Annotated in this window: 19 protein-coding genes; 9 read left to right on the top strand and 10 right to left on the bottom strand. The window is 70.3% G+C overall.

Annotation, left to right across the window (positions count from 1 at the left end; translation table 11 throughout):
- Nucleotides 1-22: 22 nt before the first annotated feature.
- The gene (locus tag PSESU_RS12575) at nucleotides 23-502 is read right to left on the bottom strand and encodes a DUF962 domain-containing protein (protein ID WP_013536165.1); all 480 of its coding nucleotides are present in this window, start codon (nucleotides 500-502) and stop codon (nucleotides 23-25) included.
- Between the two features lie 89 nt (nucleotides 503-591).
- On the bottom strand, nucleotides 592-1545 hold the full coding sequence (locus tag PSESU_RS12570; protein WP_013536164.1) for a phosphoribosylaminoimidazolesuccinocarboxamide synthase: 954 nt from the start codon (nucleotides 1543-1545) through the stop codon (nucleotides 592-594).
- Nucleotides 1546-1692: 147 nt separating this feature from the next.
- Between PSESU_RS12570 and PSESU_RS12565 the strand changes: the two genes are divergently transcribed.
- From PSESU_RS12565 to PSESU_RS12540, 6 genes are all read left to right on the top strand, one after another.
- On the top strand, nucleotides 1693-2031 hold the full coding sequence (locus PSESU_RS12565; RefSeq protein ID WP_013536163.1) for a J domain-containing protein: 339 nt from the start codon (nucleotides 1693-1695) through the stop codon (nucleotides 2029-2031).
- 35 nt (nucleotides 2032-2066) lie between these two features.
- Entirely contained in the window at nucleotides 2067-2753 is a 687-nt protein-coding gene (gene rpe, locus PSESU_RS12560; protein WP_013536162.1) for a ribulose-phosphate 3-epimerase, read from the top strand.
- A gap of 132 nt (nucleotides 2754-2885) precedes the next feature.
- The gene (gene yegS, locus PSESU_RS12555) at nucleotides 2886-3839 is read left to right on the top strand and encodes a lipid kinase YegS (protein ID WP_013536161.1); all 954 of its coding nucleotides are present in this window, start codon (nucleotides 2886-2888) and stop codon (nucleotides 3837-3839) included.
- 157 nt (nucleotides 3840-3996) lie between these two features.
- The gene (trpE, locus tag PSESU_RS12550; protein ID WP_041764145.1) at nucleotides 3997-5472 is read left to right on the top strand and encodes an anthranilate synthase component I; all 1476 of its coding nucleotides are present in this window, start codon (nucleotides 3997-3999) and stop codon (nucleotides 5470-5472) included.
- Nucleotides 5473-5495: 23 nt separating this feature from the next.
- Nucleotides 5496-6218 carry an SIMPL domain-containing protein gene (locus PSESU_RS12545; protein ID WP_013536159.1) on the top strand — a complete coding sequence of 241 codons (723 nt, stop codon included), beginning with the start codon at nucleotides 5496-5498 and terminating at the stop codon, nucleotides 6216-6218.
- Nucleotides 6219-6228: 10 nt separating this feature from the next.
- Nucleotides 6229-6807 (top strand): anthranilate synthase component II, encoded by a 579-nt coding sequence (locus PSESU_RS12540; RefSeq protein ID WP_013536158.1) that lies wholly within the window; start codon nucleotides 6229-6231, stop codon nucleotides 6805-6807.
- A 6-nt stretch (nucleotides 6808-6813) separates the two neighbouring features.
- On the opposite strand, the gene PSESU_RS12535 is transcribed toward PSESU_RS12540, so the two are convergent.
- Entirely contained in the window at nucleotides 6814-7197 is a 384-nt protein-coding gene (locus tag PSESU_RS12535) for a GtrA family protein (protein WP_013536157.1), read from the bottom strand.
- A gap of 129 nt (nucleotides 7198-7326) precedes the next feature.
- On the opposite strand from PSESU_RS12535, the gene glmU reads away from it, so the two are divergent.
- Both glmU and PSESU_RS12525 read left to right on the top strand, forming a co-directional pair.
- Nucleotides 7327-8697 (top strand): bifunctional UDP-N-acetylglucosamine diphosphorylase/glucosamine-1-phosphate N-acetyltransferase GlmU, encoded by a 1371-nt coding sequence (glmU, locus tag PSESU_RS12530; protein WP_013536156.1) that lies wholly within the window; start codon nucleotides 7327-7329, stop codon nucleotides 8695-8697.
- 100 nt (nucleotides 8698-8797) lie between these two features.
- Nucleotides 8798-9217, top strand: a complete 420-nt coding sequence (locus tag PSESU_RS12525) for a GNAT family N-acetyltransferase (protein WP_233275223.1) — start codon at nucleotides 8798-8800, stop codon at nucleotides 9215-9217.
- Nucleotides 9218-9251: 34 nt separating this feature from the next.
- Here the strand turns inward: PSESU_RS12525 and PSESU_RS12520 are convergent, their stop codons facing one another.
- The 7 genes from PSESU_RS12520 to PSESU_RS12490 all read right to left on the bottom strand — a co-directional run bounded on the left by PSESU_RS12520 (nucleotide 9252) and on the right by PSESU_RS12490 (nucleotide 16963).
- Nucleotides 9252-10604 (bottom strand): sensor histidine kinase, encoded by a 1353-nt coding sequence (locus PSESU_RS12520; RefSeq protein WP_013536154.1) that lies wholly within the window; start codon nucleotides 10602-10604, stop codon nucleotides 9252-9254.
- Between the two features lie 6 nt (nucleotides 10605-10610).
- On the bottom strand, nucleotides 10611-11948 hold the full coding sequence (locus PSESU_RS12515; RefSeq protein ID WP_013536153.1) for a sigma-54-dependent transcriptional regulator: 1338 nt from the start codon (nucleotides 11946-11948) through the stop codon (nucleotides 10611-10613).
- A 36-nt stretch (nucleotides 11949-11984) separates the two neighbouring features.
- Nucleotides 11985-12200, bottom strand: coding sequence for a hypothetical protein (locus tag PSESU_RS15760; RefSeq protein ID WP_013536152.1), 216 nt, complete (start codon nucleotides 12198-12200; stop codon nucleotides 11985-11987).
- Entirely contained in the window at nucleotides 12197-13429 is a 1233-nt protein-coding gene (locus tag PSESU_RS12505; protein ID WP_013536151.1) for an ABC transporter permease, read from the bottom strand. Before PSESU_RS12505 ends, PSESU_RS15760 begins: the two co-directional genes overlap by 4 nt.
- Nucleotides 13430-13464: 35 nt before the next feature.
- Nucleotides 13465-14766, bottom strand: a complete 1302-nt coding sequence (locus PSESU_RS12500; RefSeq protein ID WP_013536150.1) for an ABC transporter permease — start codon at nucleotides 14764-14766, stop codon at nucleotides 13465-13467.
- 10 nt (nucleotides 14767-14776) lie between these two features.
- Nucleotides 14777-15484, bottom strand: coding sequence for an ABC transporter ATP-binding protein (locus PSESU_RS12495; RefSeq protein ID WP_013536149.1), 708 nt, complete (start codon nucleotides 15482-15484; stop codon nucleotides 14777-14779).
- A 204-nt stretch (nucleotides 15485-15688) separates the two neighbouring features.
- On the bottom strand, nucleotides 15689-16963 hold the full coding sequence (locus tag PSESU_RS12490; RefSeq protein ID WP_013536148.1) for an efflux RND transporter periplasmic adaptor subunit: 1275 nt from the start codon (nucleotides 16961-16963) through the stop codon (nucleotides 15689-15691).
- Nucleotides 16964-17766: 803 nt separating this feature from the next.
- Between PSESU_RS12490 and glmS the strand changes: the two genes are divergently transcribed.
- Nucleotides 17767-19599, top strand: coding sequence for a glutamine--fructose-6-phosphate transaminase (isomerizing) (gene glmS, locus PSESU_RS12485; protein WP_013536147.1), 1833 nt, complete (start codon nucleotides 17767-17769; stop codon nucleotides 19597-19599).
- Nucleotides 19600-19642 lie beyond the last annotated feature (43 nt).

The following is a 19642-nucleotide window of genomic DNA, read 5'->3' as shown; positions in this document are numbered from 1 at the left end:
AGCCGCGGACCGGATGGAACGCTCAGTACTTCCAGCCCAGGCGGCGGTAGGCCTTGGCCATGACCCAGGCCGGGCCGATCAGCAGGTAGACCAGGTCGGTGAGGAAACTCGGGCGCCGGCCTTCATGGTGGTGGCCGATGAACTGGGCGATCCAGGCGACCACGAACACCGTGGCCGCGCCGGCGAGCAGCGCGTTGAGCCCAAGGCGTATCTCGACCAGCCGGCACACGCAGCCGCAGAAGAAGAAGAACGCCAGCATGCCCAGGCCGAGGCGGCGCGAGAGCCGGTTGTAGAAGGACCAGGCGCCGAACATCGCCAGCGCGGCCCAGATCCCGGTGCGGGTCCAGGTGCCGAACGAGGGCACGCACCACACCAGGGCGACCACCGACCACAGGATCGCCGGCACCGCCACCAGGTGGATCCGCTGGTTCAGAGGATCGCGGTGGTCGTCCGAATAGCTGGCGAAGTAGCGGTCGATCTTCCGCTGGACGGTGGCTTCCATGGATGCTCCCGGACCAGGACGGTCCCCGGGGCCCGAGCATAGCCCGGGCGGGGCGGGGCCAGGCCGCGCGTGGCGGCCCGGCCTGCGGTTCAGTCGACGCTGATCCCGGCCAGCTTCTGCAGCGCCTCGGCGTAGCGGGCGCGGGTGCGCTCGATCACCTCGGCCGGCAGGGTCGGGCCCGGCGGGGTCTTGCCCCAGTCCAGGGTCTCCAGGTAGTCGCGCACGATCTGCTTGTCGTAGCTCGGCGGGCTGGTGCCCACCTGGTACTCGTCGGCCGGCCAGTAGCGCGAGGAGTCCGGGGTCAGCATCTCGTCCATGATGTACAGGCGACCGTCGGCGTCGGTGCCGAACTCGAACTTGGTGTCCGCCAGCAGGATGCCGCGCTCGGCCGCGTAGGCGGCGGCGAAGCGGTACAGGCGCAGGGTGGCGTCGCGCACGCGCTCGGCCAGGTCGGCGCCGACCGCGCGCACCATGGCGTCGAAGTCGATGTTCTCGTCGTGGTCGCCGACGGCGGCCTTGGTCGACGGGGTGAAGATCGGCTCCGGCAGCTGCTCGGCCTGGCGCAGGCCCGGGGGCAGGGCGATGCCGCTGACCTTGCCGGTGCGCTGATAGTCCTTCCAGCCGCTGCCGATCAGGTAGCCACGGGCGATGGCCTCCACCGGTACCGGCTTGAGCTTGCGGGTCACCACCGCGCGCTTCGCGTACAGCGCCGGGTCCACGCCCTCGGGCAGGACCGCGGCCACGTCGATGCCGGTCAGGTGGTTGGGCATCAGGTGCGCGGTCTTGCCGAACCAGAAGTTGGAGATCTGGCACAGCATCTCGCCCTTGCCCGGGATCGGGTCGGGCAGGACCACGTCGAACGCGGACAGGCGGTCGGTCGCCACCATCAGCAGGTAGCCGTCGGCCGACACCGCACCGGGGCCTGCAGCGGCCAGGGCCGCCTCCGGAATGCATTCGCGGGGCAGGTCGAACACGTCGCGCACCTTGCCGCGGTGGCGCAGCGGCAGGCCGGGAAGATCGGACTGGAGCAGGGTCGTGGACAACGCAGTCTCCGGGCAGTGCTCAGGTTGACAGGGTCGCCGCGGACGGTACCCGGGCGGCGGCCGGTCGCACAGTGTACGGCGAGCAGGGCCGGCTGTGCCGTACAATCGCCCGCTCCCGTCGTGGACCCCGCCAGGGCGCGCCGCCGCATGAATCGCTGGTACGGAAAACTGCTGGGGCTGGTCGCCGGAGCGCTGCTGTTCCGGCCCAATCCGCTGTTCGGCGCGGTCATCGGCCTGCTCATTGGCCATGCGTTCGATATCGACTGGTTCGGCCTGGGCAGGCGCGAGAACCCCTATGCCGAGCTGGGCCTGACCAGCGATGCCAGCGATGCGGAGATCGACCAGGCCTACCGCCGGCTGATGTCGCAGTACCACCCAGACCGCGTCGCCGGCGCCGAACCGGAGCAGCGCGAGCAGGCCGAACGGCGCGCCGCCGCGATCAACGCCGCCTACGACCGCATCCGCGCCCTGCGCAAGCGCCGCTGAGGCGCGCCGCCCCCGCATCCCGACCGAGCCGAGCCATGCAGCCCACCGTCATAGCCCCGTCCATCCTCTCGGCCGATTTCGCCCGCCTCGGCGAGGAAGTCGACAACGTCCTGGCCGCCGGCGCCGACTGGGTGCACTTCGACGTGATGGACAACCATTACGTGCCCAACCTCACCATCGGCCCGATGGTCTGCCAGGCGCTGCGCAAGCATGGCGTGCAGGCCTTCATCGACGTGCACCTGATGGTCGAGCCGGTGGACCGCATCGTCCCGGACTTCGCCGCCGCCGGCGCCAACCTCATCAGCTTCCATCCCGAGGCCAGCCGCCACGTCCACCGCACGATCCAGCTGATCAGGTCGCACGGCTGCCAGGCCGGCCTGGTGCTCAACCCGGCCACCCCGGTCGAGGCGCTGGACTGGGTGCTGGAGGACCTGGACCTGGTGATGCTGATGTCGGTCAACCCGGGCTTCGGCGGCCAGGCCTTCATTCCCTCGACCCTGGACAAGCTGCGCGCGGTGCGGGCGATGATCGACAAGACCGGCAAGCCGATCCGGCTTGAGATCGACGGCGGGGTCAAGGCCGACAACATCGGCCAGATCGCCGCCGCCGGCGCCGACACCTTCGTCGCCGGCTCGGCGATCTTCGCCGAGCCGCGCACCCGCGAGCACTACGCCGACGTGGTCGGCCGGATGAAGGCCGCGGTCGCCGCCACGCGCGGCTGATCGCCCCGCATCGCCGTACCTGGTAGCCCGGGGAGCGCCGGAACCCTGCGCCTCCACCGGTCCCGGGCCGGCTTCACGCCTGCTCCGTCGGCGCGTTGCTAGCGTTCGCACGTTTCCCCACGTGGTGCGTGCATGCCTGCTCCCGACCTGAGTTCCCCCGGCCTGTGGCTGGTCCTCAACGGCAAGTCCGCTGGCGAGGATCCCGTCCGCGAGGCCGTTGCCGCGCTGCGCGGCCAGGGGCATCCCGTGGCGGTACGGGTGACCTGGGAGGACGGCGACGCCGCCCGCTACGTGGCCGAGGCACTGGAGGCCGGGGCGCGCACCATCGTCGCCGCTGGCGGCGACGGCACCCTCAGCGAGGTTGCGGAGGCCCTGGCCGCGCAGCCGGGTGATGCCGCATCGCTGCCGGCGCTGGCCCTGCTGCCGCTGGGCACGGCCAACGACTTCGCCACCGCCGCCGGGATTCCCGATGTTCCGGAGGAGGCGCTGGAACTGGCGCTGCAGGCGCCGCCCGTGCCGGTGGACCTGCTGCGGATCGATACCGGCGAGCGGGTCCACTGGTGCGCCAACCTCGCCAGTGGCGGCTTCGGCACCGAGGTCACGGTGGAGACCGACGAGGGCCTGAAGAGCCTGCTCGGCGGCCTGGCCTACCTGGTCACCGGGATCGCCAAGCTGGGCCGGATCGAGCCGGTCGAAGTGCGCGTGCACGGCGACGGTTTCGACTGGGAGGGCGGCCTGATTGCCCTGGGCCTGGGCAACGGACGCCAGGCCGGCGGCGGCCGCGAGCTGTGCCCGGAGGCGCTGGTCAACGACGGCCTGCTGGAGCTGACCGTGATCCCCGAGCTGTCGGGCGAACTGGCGGCCACCCTCGGCACCCTGGTCCGCAATGGCCAGCGTGCCGCGCTGGAACGCAGCGCGGTGCGCGCGCGCCTACCATGGGTGGAACTGCAAGGCCTGGCTGGCCCGTTCACCCTCAACCTCGACGGCGAGCCACTGCAGGCCCGCCGCTTCCGCGTCGACTGCGTGCCGGGCCGGTTGCGCATGCACCTGCCGCCGCAAAGCCCGTTGCTCGCGCAACCGTCCTGAGCCCCGGGGCGGCTGCGAACGCCCGCGGTTGCGGGTAAAGTGGGCGGCATGTTCGGCCAGACGATCAGGCTCCACCGCTCCTCCGCTCGCCAGGCCTGGCGATGGCGGCCCCATGCCGTCGTTTGCCATGCCCCGTATTGCCGGAAGGAAGCCTGCCTTGATCACGTCCGAACAGTTCCAGCGCCACGCCGCTGAAGCCCGCCATACCCGCGTCCCCGTCGTCCGCGAGGTCCTGTCCGACCTCGACACCCCGCTTTCGGTCTACCTGAAGCTCGCAGACGCCCCGCATACCTATCTCTTCGAATCGGTCGAGGGCGGCGAACGCTTCGGCCGCTACTCGATCATCGGCCTGCCGGCGCGCCGCACCGTCAGTTTCCGTGGCCACACCATGGAAACCCGCGAGGACGGCCGCGTGGTCGACTCCCGCCAGGTCGCCGATCCGTTCGCCGAGGTCGAGGCCCTGCGCGCCTCCTATTCGGTACCGCAGCTGGAAGGCCTGCCCGGTTTCACCGGCGGCCTGGTCGGCTGGTTCGGCTTCGAGTGCATCGGCTACATCGAGCCGCGCCTGGCCGGCAACACCGCGCGCGACGAGATCGGCACCCCGGACATCTACCTGATGCTGTCCGAGGAGCTGGCCGTCTTCGACAACCTCAAGGGCCGCCTGTACCTGATCGTGCATGCCGATCCGCGCCAGTCCGGATCCTGGGAAGCGGCGCAGGAGCGGCTGGACGCGCTGGTGGCAAAGCTGCGCCAGCCCGGCCAGTACCCGGCGCCGATCAGCCGCGACGTGCTGGACGAGAGCCACTTCGTCTCCGGCTTCACCCGCGAGGGCTTCATCGAGGCGGTGGAGAAGTCCAAGGAATACATCCGCTCCGGCGACGTGTTCCAGGTGGTGCTGAGCCAGCGCCTGAGCGTGCCGTTCAACGCCCGCCCGGTGGACGTGTACCGCGCCCTGCGCGCGCTCAACCCGTCGCCGTACATGTACTTCCTCGATACCGGCGAAGTGCAGGTGGTCGGTTCGTCGCCGGAGATCCTGGTGCGGCTGCAGGGCGGTGAAGTGACCGTGCGCCCGATCGCCGGCACCCGTCCGCGCGGTGCCACCCCGGCCGAGGACCTGGCCCTGGAGCAGGAGCTGCTGGCCGATCCCAAGGAGCTGGCCGAGCACGTGATGCTGATCGACCTGGGTCGCAACGATGTCGGCCGGGTGTCCGAGCCGGGCAGCGTCGAGGTCGGCGAGCGCTTCGTGATCGAGCGCTACAGCCACGTCATGCACATCGTCAGCGAGGTCACCGGGCGGCTGCTGCCGGGCCTGAGCTATGCCGACGTGCTGCGCGCCACCTTCCCGGCCGGCACCGTCAGCGGCGCGCCCAAGATCCGCGCGCTGGAAGTGATCCGCGAGCTGGAACCGATCAAGCGCAACGTCTACGCCGGCAGCATCGGCTACATCGGCTGGCACGGCGATGCCGACACCGCCATCGCCATCCGCACCGCCGTGATCAGGGACGGCCGCCTGCACGTGCAGGCCGGCGCCGGCATCGTCTACGACTCCGATCCGCAGAAGGAGTGGGACGAGACCATGAACAAGGGCCGCGCGCTGTTCCGCGCGGTGGCGCAGGCGGCGCAGGGACTATGAAGACTTCACCGCGGAGGCCCAGCATGAAAGGAATCATCGCCGCGCTACTGCTGTCGTTCCTGGCGTTGGGTGCGCAGGCCCAATCGATCAGCGGCGCGCCCTTCATCGCCGTGCATGGCAAGGCGAAGGCGGAGGTGGTGCCGGACATCTTCCCGCTCCACATCACCCTGTCGGAAACGAGCAAGGACGCGGCCAGGACCCAGCGCCAGATCGAGTCGCTGGCCCAGCGCGTGCTGGAGCTGGCGCAGGGGCTGGGGCTGGAAGGCCGCGACATCGATATCTCCAACCTCGACGTCGAGCCCGAGTACCGCTACAACGACCGGGACGATACCCAGGTGTTCCTCGGCAACACCTACGAGCGCCGGATCAAGCTCAGGTTCCGCAGGCTCGCCGACCTGCAGGCGATGATCTCGTCGCTGCCCGCGGCCCCCCAGCTCCAGCTCAGCACTGGCGGGTTTCAGCTCTCCCGCGCCGACGAGCTGCGCAAGGAGCTGCTGGCGGCCGCTGTCGAGGACGCGCGCGGCACCGCCGAGGCCATGGCCGCCTCGGTCGGCAGGCGCCTCGGTACCGTCCACAACATCTCCAACCAGGGCTTCAACGTCCGGTACGCCACTTCAGGCGGAGGCGTCGAACTGGACAGTATCGCGGTGACCGGAAGCCGCGCCGCCGCGGCCCCGGCGGTGTTGAAGGAGGGCAGCATCGAGCTCGCCCAGGATGTCTACATCATCTACACCCTGGTCGAGTGAGGCCGTCGCAATGCTACTGATGATCGACAACTACGACAGCTTCACCTTCAACCTCGTGCAGTACCTGCAGGCGCTGGGCGCCGAGGTGGAGGTGGTGCGCAACGACGCCATGAGCGTCGACCAGATCCGGAAGCTGGCACCGGAGCAGATCGTGATCTCGCCCGGTCCGTGCACGCCCAACGAGGCGGGCGTGTCGCTGGAGGTGATCGAGAGGCTGGGCGCGACCACGCCGATCCTGGGCGTGTGCCTGGGCCACCAGGGCATCGGCCAGGCCTACGGCGGCAAGGTGGTGCGCGCCGGCAACATCATGCACGGCAAGACTTCGCCGATCCGGCACCAGGGCAAGGGCGTGTTCGCCGGCCTGCCGGACGGCTACGAGGCCACCCGCTACCACTCGCTGGTGGTGGAGAAGTCCTCGCTGCCGGAGTGCCTTGAAATCACCGCCTGGACCGAGAACCCGGACGGATCGATGGAGGAGATCATGGGCCTGCGCCACCGCGAACATCCGGTCGAGGGCGTGCAGTTCCACCCCGAATCGATCCTGACCCAGCACGGCCACGCCCTGCTGAAGAACTTCCTCGAGCGCTGACGCGCCTCAGCGGTAGACCAGGCGGCGCAGCAGGAAGAAGGTCGCCATCGCCAGGCCGCCTTCGACCAGCGGCTTGGCCAGCCATGCCGAATGCAGGCCGAGCTGGCGTTCGACCTCGTGCACCAGCACCGTGCTGGTGATGGTCATGGCGATCCACAGCACGCCGAAGCGGCGGAAGCGCTGCCAGCCCAGGCGGGCACCTTCCTCGCCGGCGAAGGTGTAGCGGCCGTTGAGCCAGAACCCGATCATGGCGCCGCTGGTACGGCCCAGCAGGTTCGCCGGCACCGCATCCAGCCCGAGCGCGGTCGCGGCCACGAACATGGCCCAGTCGACCAGCAGCTGCAGCAGGCCGAAGGCGAGGTACTGGCTGCCCTGGCGCAGGAGGAGCATCGGCACGGGTGGATCCGTCGGCGGAATGGGCGCGAGTCTAAACCGGGCACCTTTGCGCCACGTGAACCGTGGGGGCAACGTGCCGGGAGGGATAGAATCACCGCTTTCCGCATAGAGAAGCGCCGCTCCATGACCCAGCCCCTGCACGTGGTGATCCTTGCCGCCGGCGAGGGCAAGCGCATGAGATCGGACCTGCCCAAGGTGCTGCAGCCGGTGGGCGGGCGGCCGATGCTGGCGCACGTGATCGACACCGCGCGCCGGCTGCAGCCTGCCGGCATCCACGTGGTCCATGGCCACCGCGGCGACGCGGTGCGCGATGCCTTCGCCGGCCAGGACGACCTGGTGTGGGTGGAGCAGGCCCGGCAGCTGGGCACCGGCCACGCCGTGCAGCAGGCCATGCCCGGGATCCCCGAGCTGGCCGACGTGCTGGTGCTGTACGGCGACGTGCCGCTGACCTCGGCCGACACCCTGCGCCGCCTGCTGCAGGCCGACGGCCTGCTGCGCGTGCTGGTGGCCGAGCCGGAGGACCCGACCGGTTACGGCCGCATCGTGCGCGACCCGCAGGGCCGGGTCGCGGAGATCGTCGAGCACCGCGACGCCAGCGAGGAGCAGCGCCGCATCGGCATCGTCAACACCGGCATCATCGCCGCCGAGTCCGACGCGCTGAAGCGCTGGCTGTCGCGCCTGTCCAACGAGAACGCGCAGGGCGAGTACTACCTCACCGACGTGTTCGCGATGGCCGCGGCCGAGTACAACCCGGCGGAAATCGTGCGGGTCGAGGACCCGATCGAGGCCGAGGGCGCCAACGATCCCTGGCAGCTGTCGCAGCTCGAGCGCGCCTGGCAGCTGCGCCGCGCGCGCGAGCTGTGCCTGGCCGGCGCCCGCCTGCTCGATCCGGCGCGGGTCGAACAGCGCGGCACGGTGCGGGTCGGGCGCGACGTGGAGATCGACGTCAACGTGGTGCTGGAAGGCGAGGTCGACCTGGCCGACGGCGTACGCATCGGCCCGTTCGTGCGGCTCAAGGACGTGCGCCTGGGCCCGGGCACCGAGGTGCTGGCGCATTGCGACCTGGAAGGCGTGGTCACCGAGGGTGCGGCCCAGGTCGGCCCGTTCGCGCGCCTGCGCCCGGGCACCGTGCTGGCCGACGGCGTGCGCATCGGCAACTTCGTCGAGGCCAAGAAGACGGTGATGGGCGTGGGCAGCAAGGCCAACCACCTGGCCTATCTGGGCGATGCCACGATCGGCGCCGCGGTGAACATCGGCGCCGGCACCATCACCTGCAACTACGACGGGGTGAACAAGTCGGCCACGGTCATCGGCGATGGCGCCTTCGTCGGTTCCAATTCCTCGCTGGTGGCGCCGGTGGAGATCGGCGCCGGGGCGACGATTGGCGCCGGCTCGGTGATCACGCGCAATGCCCCGGCCGACACCCTGACCATTTCCCGCGCGCGCCAGTCCATCGTCGAAGGCTGGAAGCGGCCGGAGAAAAAGAAGAAGTGACCGGGTGGTCGCTGCGTCCCGGCCGCGCCGCCGACGCCGCGACCCTGGTCGCCATCGGGGGCGCGCCTGCGAGCTGCTCCGCGGGCACGAGGCCTACCCGGTGTTCGCGCGCAGCACCCTGGCGGCCGATGACCATGTCGAAGCAGCGGCCCGCGGGCGGCTGTGGGTTGCGGAGTCCGACGGGCGGGCGGTGGGTTACGCGCTCTACTCGTGCGTCGACGGCGAGGCGTACCTGGTGCAGATGGACGTGGATCCGGACCACGGGCGCCGCGGCATGGGCCGCGCACTGCTGGAACGTGCCTGCGCCAGCGCGGCAGGGGAAGGTTTCGGGCGCATCACCCTGGTCACGTTGCGCGACGTGCCATGGAACGCGCCCTTCTATGCCAGCGCCGGGTTCGAGGTGCTGGAGCCGGCGCGATACACGCCCGGCCTGCGCGCCACGCTCGCGGAGGAGCACGGCCTCGGCTTCCCGATGCGCCTGCGGGTGGTGATGCAGCGCAGGCTGGGACAACCCGGGTAATGCCGACGTCCGCGGCCGCACCAGCGCCCGCGACCTACGGCTCCGGCAGCATCACCGCCACGCACAGGCCGCCGTCGGAGCGGTTCTGCAGCGACAGGCGGCCGCCATGGGCCTCGATGATCTCGCGGCACAGGGCCAGGCCCAGGCCGGTGCCGTTGCGCTTGGTGGAATAGAACGGAAGCAGCGCGTTCTGCAGCACCGCCTCGTTCATGCCCGGACCGCGGTCCAGCACTTCCAGCCGGGTCCAGCCGGGCAGGCGGCGCAGGCGCACGCGCACCTCGTCCTGCGCCGGCTGGGCTTCCTGGCCGGCCTCGTGCGCGTTCTTCAGCAGGTTGAGCATGGCCTGCTCCATCTGCGCCACGTCGATCCGGGCGCGCAGGTCGGCCGCCTCGCCGTCCAGCTCGAAGCCGATCTGCCGCTGCAGGCGGGCCAGGAAATCGGCCCAGTCCACCGCCTGCAGCTGCGGTTGCGGCAGCTTGGCGAAGCGTGCGTAGCCGCGGATGAAGCCTTCCAGGTGGCGGGCACGGTCCTCGACCGTGGCGAACACCTCGCCCAGGCGCTCGTACTTCCCGCGCCGCACCAGTTCGGCGCCGGAGTGGGCGAGCGAGGCGATCGGTGCCAGCGAGTTGTTGAGCTCGTGGCTGATCACCCGGATCACCTTCTTCCAGGTCTGCACTTCCTGGCGGCGCAGCTCGGGGGTGAGCAGGCGCAGCAGCAGGAGTTCGTGGCGGCGGCCGTTGAGGGTGAAGCGGCGGCGGGAGAGGTGGTAGACCTCTTCCTCCTCTTCCGGGCCGTCTCCGCTGTCCTCGCCGCGCACGCCGAACAGGCTGTCGCCACCACGGGCCACGGCCTCGCACAGCTCGGCCGGAAGGCCTTCCAGCACCTGGTCCATGTGCTGGCCTTCGAGCTTGCGCCCGTCGTTGAGCAGCTTGCGCGCGGCGAGGTTGGCGTAGACCACCCGCGCCAGGCCATCGCCGCCCTCGGCCCACAGCACCATCGCCACCGGCGTGTTCTGGACCATGGTGTCCAGCAGCAGCTCGCGTTGCGCCAGTTCCTGGCGTTGCTGGCGCAGGACCTCGCCCAGCGCGGAGTGGGCGCGCACCAGGTCGCCGACCTCGTCGCGGCTCTCCCAGTGCACGCCGAAATTGAACTCGCCGTCGCGGTAGGTATTGACGCTGCCGGCAAGTGCGCGGAACAGGGCCCGCAGCGGCGCCAGGGCGCGGTGCAGGCTCCACCACATCAATGCCAGCAGGATCGCGACCGACAGCGCGGCCAGCATCCAGCCGTGGTTGATCCAGTAGGCGAAGGCCCACGGCAGCGCCGCGGCGAGCGCCAGTACCGGCAGCAGCCGCAGGAAGAGTCGCAGGGTCAGGGTGCGGCGGAGCATCGGGCGTCAGGGACTCTTGAGGCCATGGCGCTCCATGCGCCGGTACAGCGCCTGGCGGCTCATGCCCAGTTCCGCGGCGGCCTGGGCGATCACCCCGCCGGCACGCTGCAGGGCGGCCTCGATCTGCTCGCGTTCCGGCTCGCGCGCCGGTCCCGGGCGGGTGGCCTGCGCGCGTGGCAGGGCCAGGTCGTCCGGCTCGATCCGCGGGCCGGTCGCCAGCAGCTGCGCGCGCTGGATCACGTTGCGCAGCTCGCGCACATTGCCCGGCCAGGAATGGCGCTGCAGCGCCGCGACCGCCGCCGGCGACAGCGGCTTGCCGCCGGCGCCGAAGTGCTCGGCCAGCGGCAGCACGTCGCCGGGACGCTCCCCCAGCGGCGGCATCGACAGCTCGATGGTGTTGAGCCGGTAGTACAGGTCTTCGCGGAACCCGCCCTCGCGGATCATCGCCGGCAGGTCGGCATTGGTGGCGCTGACCACGCGTACCCGCACCTGGCGTTCGCGGTTGGAGCCGAGCCGCGCGAAGCGGCCGGTCTCCAGCACCCGCAGCAGCTTCATCTGCCCGGCGGCCGGCAGGTTGCCGATCTCGTCCAGGAACAGGGTGCCGCCGTCGGCGGCCTCGAACTTGCCCTCGCGCGCCTTGTTGGCGCCGGTGTAGGCGCCGGCTTCGGCGCCAAACAGTTCGGCCTCGATCAGGTCGGCCGGCAGCGCGCCGCAGTTGAGGGTCACGAACGGGCCGTCGCGCATCGGCGAGTTGGCCTGGATGATCTCGGCGATCTTCTCCTTGCCACTGCCGTTGGGTCCGGTGATCAGCACCGGCAGTTCCGAGCGCGCCACCTGGCAGGCCAGCGCAACCACCCGCTCGCTGGCCGGGTCGGCGAATACCGCGCCACGCAGGTCGTAGCGGCGGGTGAGGTCCTCGCGCCGGCGGCGCTCGCCGTGGCGGCGCTGGTCCAGCTCGCGCCGCGCCTCGGACAGCTCCAGCAGGTTGTTGACCGTGGCCAGCAGCTTGGCGTCCTGCCAGGGCTTTGCCACGTAGTCGGCGGCACCGGCCTTGATCAGTTCCACCGCGCTTTCCAGATGGGTCCACGCGGTGAGCAGGATCACCGGCAGGTCCGGGTGGCGGTCGCGGATCGCGGCGAACAGCTCGCGGCCCTCGTCGCCGGAGGTGGTGTCGGCGGTGAAGTTCATGTCCTGGATCACCAGGTCCACCGGCTCGCGCTCGAGCAGGGCCAGCCCTTCCTCCGGGCCAATGGCATGCACGGTGGCGATGTCGTGCAGCGAGAACAGCACTTCCAGCGCGGTGGCGACGGCCGGGTTGTCGTCGATGACCAGGATGGTGGACATGTATTCGGGACGGATCCTGTTTGCGTGCCGCAAAGGCTACCTGCTCGCGGCCGGCGGGTGGCCGCGATCCGACCCGCGGTCGTGCCCGGCGTCGGCGAGGCGGGGAGCGCCAGGGCGGTCGGTGGCGGCGCCGGGCGTGGAGGCCGGGAACACGCAGGCCAGCCACACCACGGCGACCGCCGCCGCGGCGACCGCGTACCAGAGGGTCGCGCGGTCGTTGCGTGCCGTCCGCTGGCGCGCGCGGCGGCTCATACGCTGCGGGTCGCCGTGGCCGGCGGGATCGAGGCCGCACGCCGGGCGGGGGCGTAGACCGCCAGCTGGCCCAGTACCCACAGCAGCACCGCGCCGGCGGGGAGGTAGTACAGCGGCAGCCGCGCCAGCTCGTACTTGCCCATCAGCACCTGGTTGATGGCGAATGCCAGCAGCATGCCCAGGGCGATGCCGATGGAGGCCAGCAGGAAGTTCTCGGTCTGGAAGTAGCGCAGCACCTGGCCGCGGGTGGCGCCAAGCGCGCGGCGGATGCCGATCTGCTTGGTGCGCTGCTGCACCCAGAAGCTGGCCAGGCCGATGATGCCCAGCGCGGTGATCAGCAGCAGGGCGACGCAGACGATGCCCAGCAGCCATGCCATCGAGCGCGGACCTTGGTAGTACTCCGAGCGCAGCTCCTCGAAGGTCTTGGTCTGGTCCTCCAGGATGATGCGGTCGGCACCATTGGCCTGCAGCACCTTCCTGGCCGCCTCCAGCACCTCCTGGCGGCGGTCGGGATCGGTGCGGATCACGTAGTTGCCGCCGATGTTGTAGTGCGGGCGCAGCGGCAGGATCATCGAGTACTCGCGCGCGCTGGGGCCGCCCAGCTGGCTGGGCCGGACCAGGTGCTCGACCACGCCGACCACGCGGGTGGGCTGCTCGTCGCCGCTGTAGAAGCCCTTGCCGATCGGGTCCTCGCCCGGCCACAGCCGCTCGGCCATCTTGCGGGTGACGATCGCCGAGGGGAGGCTGCCTTCGGACAGCCCCGCCATCAGGCTGGCGGCGTCCTTGTACTCGTCAGGCGTGAACGCACGGCCGGCGACCAGCTTCAGGCCCAGGGTCTCGAGGAACTGTTCCTCGGCCATGTACATGGCCGCGTTCATCGTGACCTGCTGCTGGTCGGCGTCCAGGCGCACGCCGTTGTTCCAGGACGAGTTCACGAACGGCACCTGGTTGGTGACCGTGGCGGCCTTGACCCCGGGGAGGGCGCGCAGCGCGGCCAGGTCGCTGCGGGTGCGCGCGTCCTCCTCGGGGTCGTTGCCGACGCTGGTGATCTGGATGCGCACCAGCTCGTCCTCGACCAGGCCGCTGGTCTCGCGGACCTCGGTGATGCGGTCGCTGATCATGAACAGCGCGTTGCAGATGATGGCGCAGGTCAGCGCGACCTCGATGACGATCAGCGAGGCGGCGGTCCGGTGCCGCAGCAGGGTGGAAAGGATGGGGCGGATGTCCATGTGGGTCTCCGTTGGGGCGCGGGCCGGCCGGCCCGTTACTGGCTCTTGAGCTGGATGGCGGGCGTGACCTGCATGGCGCGCCAGGCGGGCAGCAGCCCGGCGAGCACGCTGGCGACCACGGCCAGGACGAAGGTCAGCAGCAGCATGCCCAGGTTCAGGTGGGCCAGCTCGGCGTAGCTGGCCGGCTGCTGGCGCACGCCCCACAGGCCGAGCAGCGACAGCACCAGGCCGAGGATGCCGCCGGCCAGTCCGACCGTGCCGGCCTCGACCAGGCACTGGGCGAAGATCGCCTTGCGCGAGGCGCCCAGGGCGCGGCGCACGCCGATCTCGCTGCCGCGGCGCAGGAACTTGGCCAGCAGCAGGCCCACGGTGTTGACCAGGCACACCAGCAGGAAGCCGAAGCCCAGCCACAGCTGCATCACCACGTCCCGAGGCACGACCCGATTGAACTCCAGCAGTTCCATCGCGTTGCGCAGGCGCACGTTGGTCGGGCGCTTGTAGCGGCCGGCCGCGCGCTGCTGGTCGGAGTAGTTGACCAGGTAGTCGCGGTACTCGCCGGCCTTGCCGGCCGATTCCAGCTCGACCCAGTACTGGATCCACACGCAGGGCGCGTTGATCGTGGTCGCATCGCCGCCGCTGTCGCCCCAGCAGTCCATGCTGCCGCTGCGGGACATCTTCAGGTCGCGCGAGGTGCTGAAGGGCAGGAACACGTCCTCCAGCTGGCCGTACTGGTCGCTGTACATGTCGTAGAAGCGCGGCGTGGGCCGCCATTCGTCGATCACGCCGACCACGGTGAAGTCGGCCTGGTCCAGGCGCAGCTGCTTGCCGACGCTGTTGCCGCCGCCGAACACGCGCTCGTTGAGCGATTTCGAGATCACCGCGACCCGCGCATGGGCCTCGTCCTCGTTGGCGCTCCAGCCCTGGCCGTACTGCATCGGGGTCTCGAACATCGGGAAGAAGTCGGCGCTGGTGTAGCGCGCGGTGCCCAGGAACGGCGGCAGGCCGTCACGCTCGGGCGTTACCGAGACGTTGCCGCCGGTCATCATCGCCTGCCGCAGGCCACGCTTCTCGCGCAGCAGGGCCTCGGCGTCGTAGCGGGTGACCTGGGCGGAGGGTTCCTCGCCGGGGGTGTAACCCATCATCTCGGCCGGGTCGAGCTGGACGTAGAACAGGCGGTCGCTCTTGGTCGGGATCGGGTCGCCGGACAGCACGTGGAACACGGTCAGCGTGGTCATGCACGCGCCGATGCCCAGGGCGATGGCCAGCACCATCAGCGCGGTCAGGGCCTTGTCGCGGCGGAAGCTGCGCAGGGCCAGGTTGAAGTAGTAGGCGAACATGGCGGCCTCCTCAGGCGTTGGCGGCCCGCAGGCGGCCGTGGCGCGGCTCCAGCGACAGGTCGGTGGCCACGCCGTCGACGATGTGCACGTTGCGCTGCGCGCGCGCGGCCAGTTCCGGGTCGTGGGTGACCATGACGATGGTGGTGCCCTCTGCGTTGATCTGCTCCAGCAGCTCCATCACCCCGCGTGCCATCTGCGAGTCGAGGTTGCCGGTCGGTTCGTCCGCCAGCAGCAGGCGCGGCTCGCCGGCCAGGGCGCGGGCGATCGCCACGCGCTGCTGCTGGCCGCCGGACAGCTCGGCCGGGAAGTGCTTCATGCGCGAGGCCAGGCCGACCTGGGACAGGGCCTTCTCGATCCGCGCCTTGCGGTCGGCCGCCGACAGGCCCCGGTAGCGCAGCGGCACGTCGACGTTGTCGAACAGGTTGAGGTCGGGGATCAGGTTGAAGCCCTGGAAGATGAAGCCGATCTTGCGGTTGCGCAGCTTGCTGCGGGCGTCGTCGGACATGCCGCGCACGTTCTCGCCATCGAGCAGGTAGTCGCCGTCGTTGAAGGTCTCGAGCAGGCCGGCGATGTTGAGGAAAGTGGTCTTGCCCGAGCCGGAAGGCCCGGTGACCGCCACGAACTCGCCCTCGCGGACGTGCAGGTCGAGCGAACGCAGCGCATGGGTTTCGACCATCGCGGTGCGGTAGACCTTGGAGACCTGGCGCATTTCCAGCATTGGAGGTTCCTTGTGATTGGTGATTCGGGATTCGGGATTCGGGATTCGGGATTGGTGATTCGTGATTCGGGATTGGTGATTGGTGATTGGTGATTGGTGATTGGTGATTGGTGATTGGTGATTGGTGATTCGCCTGGTGGCCGGGAGTGAGCGGGTGGCAGTTGCTTCTGCTGTTACGAATCCCGAATCACCAACCACGAGCAATCAATTGATTGCGACCCTTTCTGCATCTCCGAACTGGTCGGAGCCGGAGACCACGATGCGGTCGCCTTCCTTCGCGCCGTCGACGATCTCCACGTAGCCGAGGCTGCTGACGCCGGTCTGCACCGGGCGACGCACCGCGCTGCGGCCTTCCACGACCCAGGCGGAGTTGCCACCGCCCTGCTCGACGAACGGACCGCGCTCGACCATCAGCACGTCCTTCTTGGTGTCCAGCACGATCCGCGTGGACAGGCGCTGGTTCTGGCGCAGGCCCGGCGGCTGCTGGCCCCCGTCGAAGCGCAGGCGGGCGGTGACCTCGCCGTTGACCACTTCCGGCGACACCGCCGAGACCTTGGCCGGCCAGGCCTTGCCCTGGCTGGTGACCTGCGCCGGCACGCCGATGCCCAGGTCGCGGGCGAAGCTCTCCGGCACCCGGATCTCGACCTCGAACTCGCTGAGGTCGACCACGCCCAGGATCGGCGCATTGATCGCCACGTTGGTGCCCTGCGAGACCTGGACCTGGCCGACCTGGCCGTCGAACGGGGCGCGCAGGGTCAGCAGGTCGACCTGGCGGCGCAGCTCATCGACCACCGCCTTCTGGCGGTCGGCCAGCAGGCGCTTGTTGCGCGCATCCAGCGCCGCGCCCTGTTCCTGCAGGCCGGCATCGCTGCGCGCGGCCTCCAGGCCGATCCGGGCCTTCTTCAGCTCGTCCTGGGCGCGGGCCAGCTCGTTGTTGGAGACCGCGCCGCCGGCATGGGCGCGCTCGTAGCGCTCCAGGTCGCGCTGGGCTGCGGTGTGGTCGATCAGGGCCTGGTCGCGGGCCTTGCGCGCATTGAGGCTGGCGATGCGCGCATCCAGCTGGGCACGGCTGGCCTCGGCCTCCATGCTGGCCAGGGTCGATTCCTCCTGCACCAGCTTGCTGTGCAGCTCGGGGCTGTCGATCACCGCCAGCACCTGGCCCTTCTCGACCACGTCGCCGGCCACCACCTTCAGGCTCACGGTGCCTCCGGCGATGGCGTACAGCACCGGGCTGTTGGCGGTGATCACCTTGCCGTCGGCGGAGATGTCGCGGACCAGGTCGCCGCGCTTGACCTCGGCGATGCGGATCCGCGAGCCGTCGTAGGAGCGCGAGCCGGCGCTCCAGCCGGAGACCACCCAGCCGGCCAGGGCCAGCACGACCGCCGCGCCGGCCGCCGGCAGCAGCCAGCGGCGCCACGCCGGACGGCTGCCGGCTGCGGAAGAGAGGGGGCGGTCCTGGGCGGAGGTGTCGGGGATCATGTGGGCGCGGGTGGTCGTGTTGGTGTCCGGGTTCCCTGTTGCAGGTCCCGTGCCAACTCCAAGCCTTTGATTGGAAAGGGTTCGCGACGGGTGCGGAGTGTCCGCTGTGTCCGCCGGACACCTGGGCGGACACCATCCGGGCCCCAGGCCGGACACCGGTGGGGGCTGGAAGTCCTGCCCCGCGAGGCTCTTCCTTGCGTGCAAAGCCCGGAACTCCAACCGCAAGGCTTCCTGCCTTGCACGCAAAGCTTGGAGCTCCGGGTGCAAGGCTTCCTGCCTTGCGCGCAAAGCCCCGGGCTCCAATCGCGGAGCCTTTTGCCTTGCACGCAAAGCCCGGAGCTCCGAGCGCGAGGCTATCTGCCTTGCACACGCAAGGCATGGAGCTCCAGGTACAAGGCTTTTAGCTCTGCGCGCAAAGCCGGACGCTTCAAACGCAAGGCTTTTTGCCTTGCGCGCGAAGCCCGGAGCTCCAACCGCGAAGCTTCTTTCTTTGCACGCAAGGCCCGGAGCTCCGCCCGCAAGGCTTCCTGCCTTGCGCGAAAGGGCGGTCCGCAGGGCTGCGGCCCTGCGCATTGCGCACCCGGGCCCCAACAGGCCCGCTGCAGGCCGCCAGGGCCTCGACCCCCTCCGCCGGCTCTCCTGGGCCGGGAGGGGAGGGCGGGCCACCGGCGCCATCGCCGTTCCTGCCGTTCCCGCCGGCCCGCGCCCGCCTGACCGCCGACTGTGCGTCCTGGTGTCGCGTCCGCCGGCCCGCCCGTGCGCTCCGGTAGAATCGCGGACCTGTCACCGCTTGGAAGAACGGCATGTGCGGCATCGTTGGCGCGATCGCGGATCGCGATGTGGTTCCGGTCCTGGTCGAGGGCCTCAAGCGGCTGGAATACCGTGGCTATGACTCCTCCGGCATCGCCGTCGTGGATCCGGACAGCGTGCGCCGCGTGCGCCGCACCGGCCGCGTGGCGGAGATGGAGCATGCCGCGGTCCACGAGGACTTCCACGGGGTGCTGGGCATCGGCCACACCCGCTGGGCGACCCATGGCGGCGTGACCGAGGCCAATGCGCACCCGCACATCAGCCACGGCGAGCTGGCCCTGGTCCACAACGGCATCATCGAGAACCACGAGGAGCAGCGTGCGCGCCTTACCTCGCTGGGCTACGTGTTCGAGTCGCAGACCGACACCGAGGTCATCGCCCACCTGATCCACCACCACATGTCGTCCGGCCAGGACCTGCTGGTCGCGCTGCAGGCGGCGGTCAAGGAACTGACCGGCGCCTACGCCCTGGCCGTGGTCAGCCGCCGCGAGCCCGACCGCCTGGTCGGCGCGCGCATGGGCTGCCCGCTGCTGGTCGGCCTGGGCGAGGGCGAGAACTTCCTGGCCTCCGACGTCTCCGCGATCATCTCCGCCACCCGCCGGGTGATCTTCCTGGAAGAGGGCGACACCGCCGAGATCCGCCGCGAGGGCGTGCGCGTGTTCGACGGCCGCGACCAGCAGGTCCAGCGCGAGGTGCACGTGTCCGACGTGTCCCTGGCCTCGCTGGAGCTGGGCCCGTACCGGCACTTCATGCAGAAGGAGGTCCACGAGCAGCCGCGCGCCATCGCCGACACCGTCGAGGCGGTGATCGACGCCGGCGGCTTCGAGCCGACCCTGTTCGGCGCCAATGCCGAAGAGGTGCTGCGCAAGGTCAAGGGCGTGCAGATCCTGGCCTGCGGCACCAGTTACTACGCCGGCCTGACCGCGCGCTACTGGATCGAGGCCATCGCCGGCCTGCCCTGCAACGTGGAGATCGCCAGCGAGTACCGCTACCGCGACGCCTACGCCGACCCGGACTACCTGGTCGTCACCATCTCCCAGTCCGGCGAAACCCTGGACACGATGGAGGCGCTCAAGTACGCCAGGTCGCTGGGCCACGCCCACACCCTGTCGATCTGCAACGTGCCCGAGAGCGCGATCCCGCGCGCCAGCGAGCTGGTCTGCTACACCCGCGCCGGCGCCGAGATCGGCGTGGCCTCGACCAAGGCCTTCACCACCCAGCTGGCGGCGCTGTTCCAGCTGACCGTGGTGCTGGGCAAGCTGCACGGCCGGGTCACCCCGGAGCAGGAAGCCGGCTACCTGGAGCAGCTGCGCATGCTTCCGGGCAGCGTGCAGCACGCGCTGAACCTGGAACCGCAGATCCAGGCCTGGGCCGAGCGCTTCGCGGCCAAGCAGAACGCCCTGTTCCTGGGTCGCGGCCTGCACTACCCGATCGCCCTGGAAGGCGCGCTCAAGCTCAAGGAGATCTCCTACATCCACGCCGAGGCCTACCCGGCCGGCGAGCTCAAGCACGGCCCGCTGGCCCTGGTCGACGCGGCCATGCCGGTGGTGGTGATCGCGCCCAACGACCGCCTGCTGGAGAAGGTCAAGTCGAACATGCAGGAAGTGCGCGCGCGCGGCGGCGAGCTGTTCGTGTTCGCCGACCAGGACAGCAACTTCACCGCCTCCGAGGGCGTGCACGTGATCCGCACCCCGCGCCATTCCGGCGTGCTGAGCCCGGTGATCCACACCATCCCGGTGCAGCTGCTGGCCTACCACACCGCCCTGGCCCGCGGCACCGACGTGGACAAGCCGCGCAACCTGGCCAAGTCGGTCACGGTGGAATAGGCCGGCACCCGGAGGGCGCCAGCCGGGCGCGGCCTGCACGAGG

Source organism: Pseudoxanthomonas suwonensis 11-1 (assembly GCF_000185965.1).
In the GTDB taxonomy this organism is placed as follows: domain Bacteria; phylum Pseudomonadota; class Gammaproteobacteria; order Xanthomonadales; family Xanthomonadaceae; genus Pseudoxanthomonas; species Pseudoxanthomonas suwonensis_A.
This window is presented reverse-complemented; position numbering and strand designations above follow the sequence as displayed.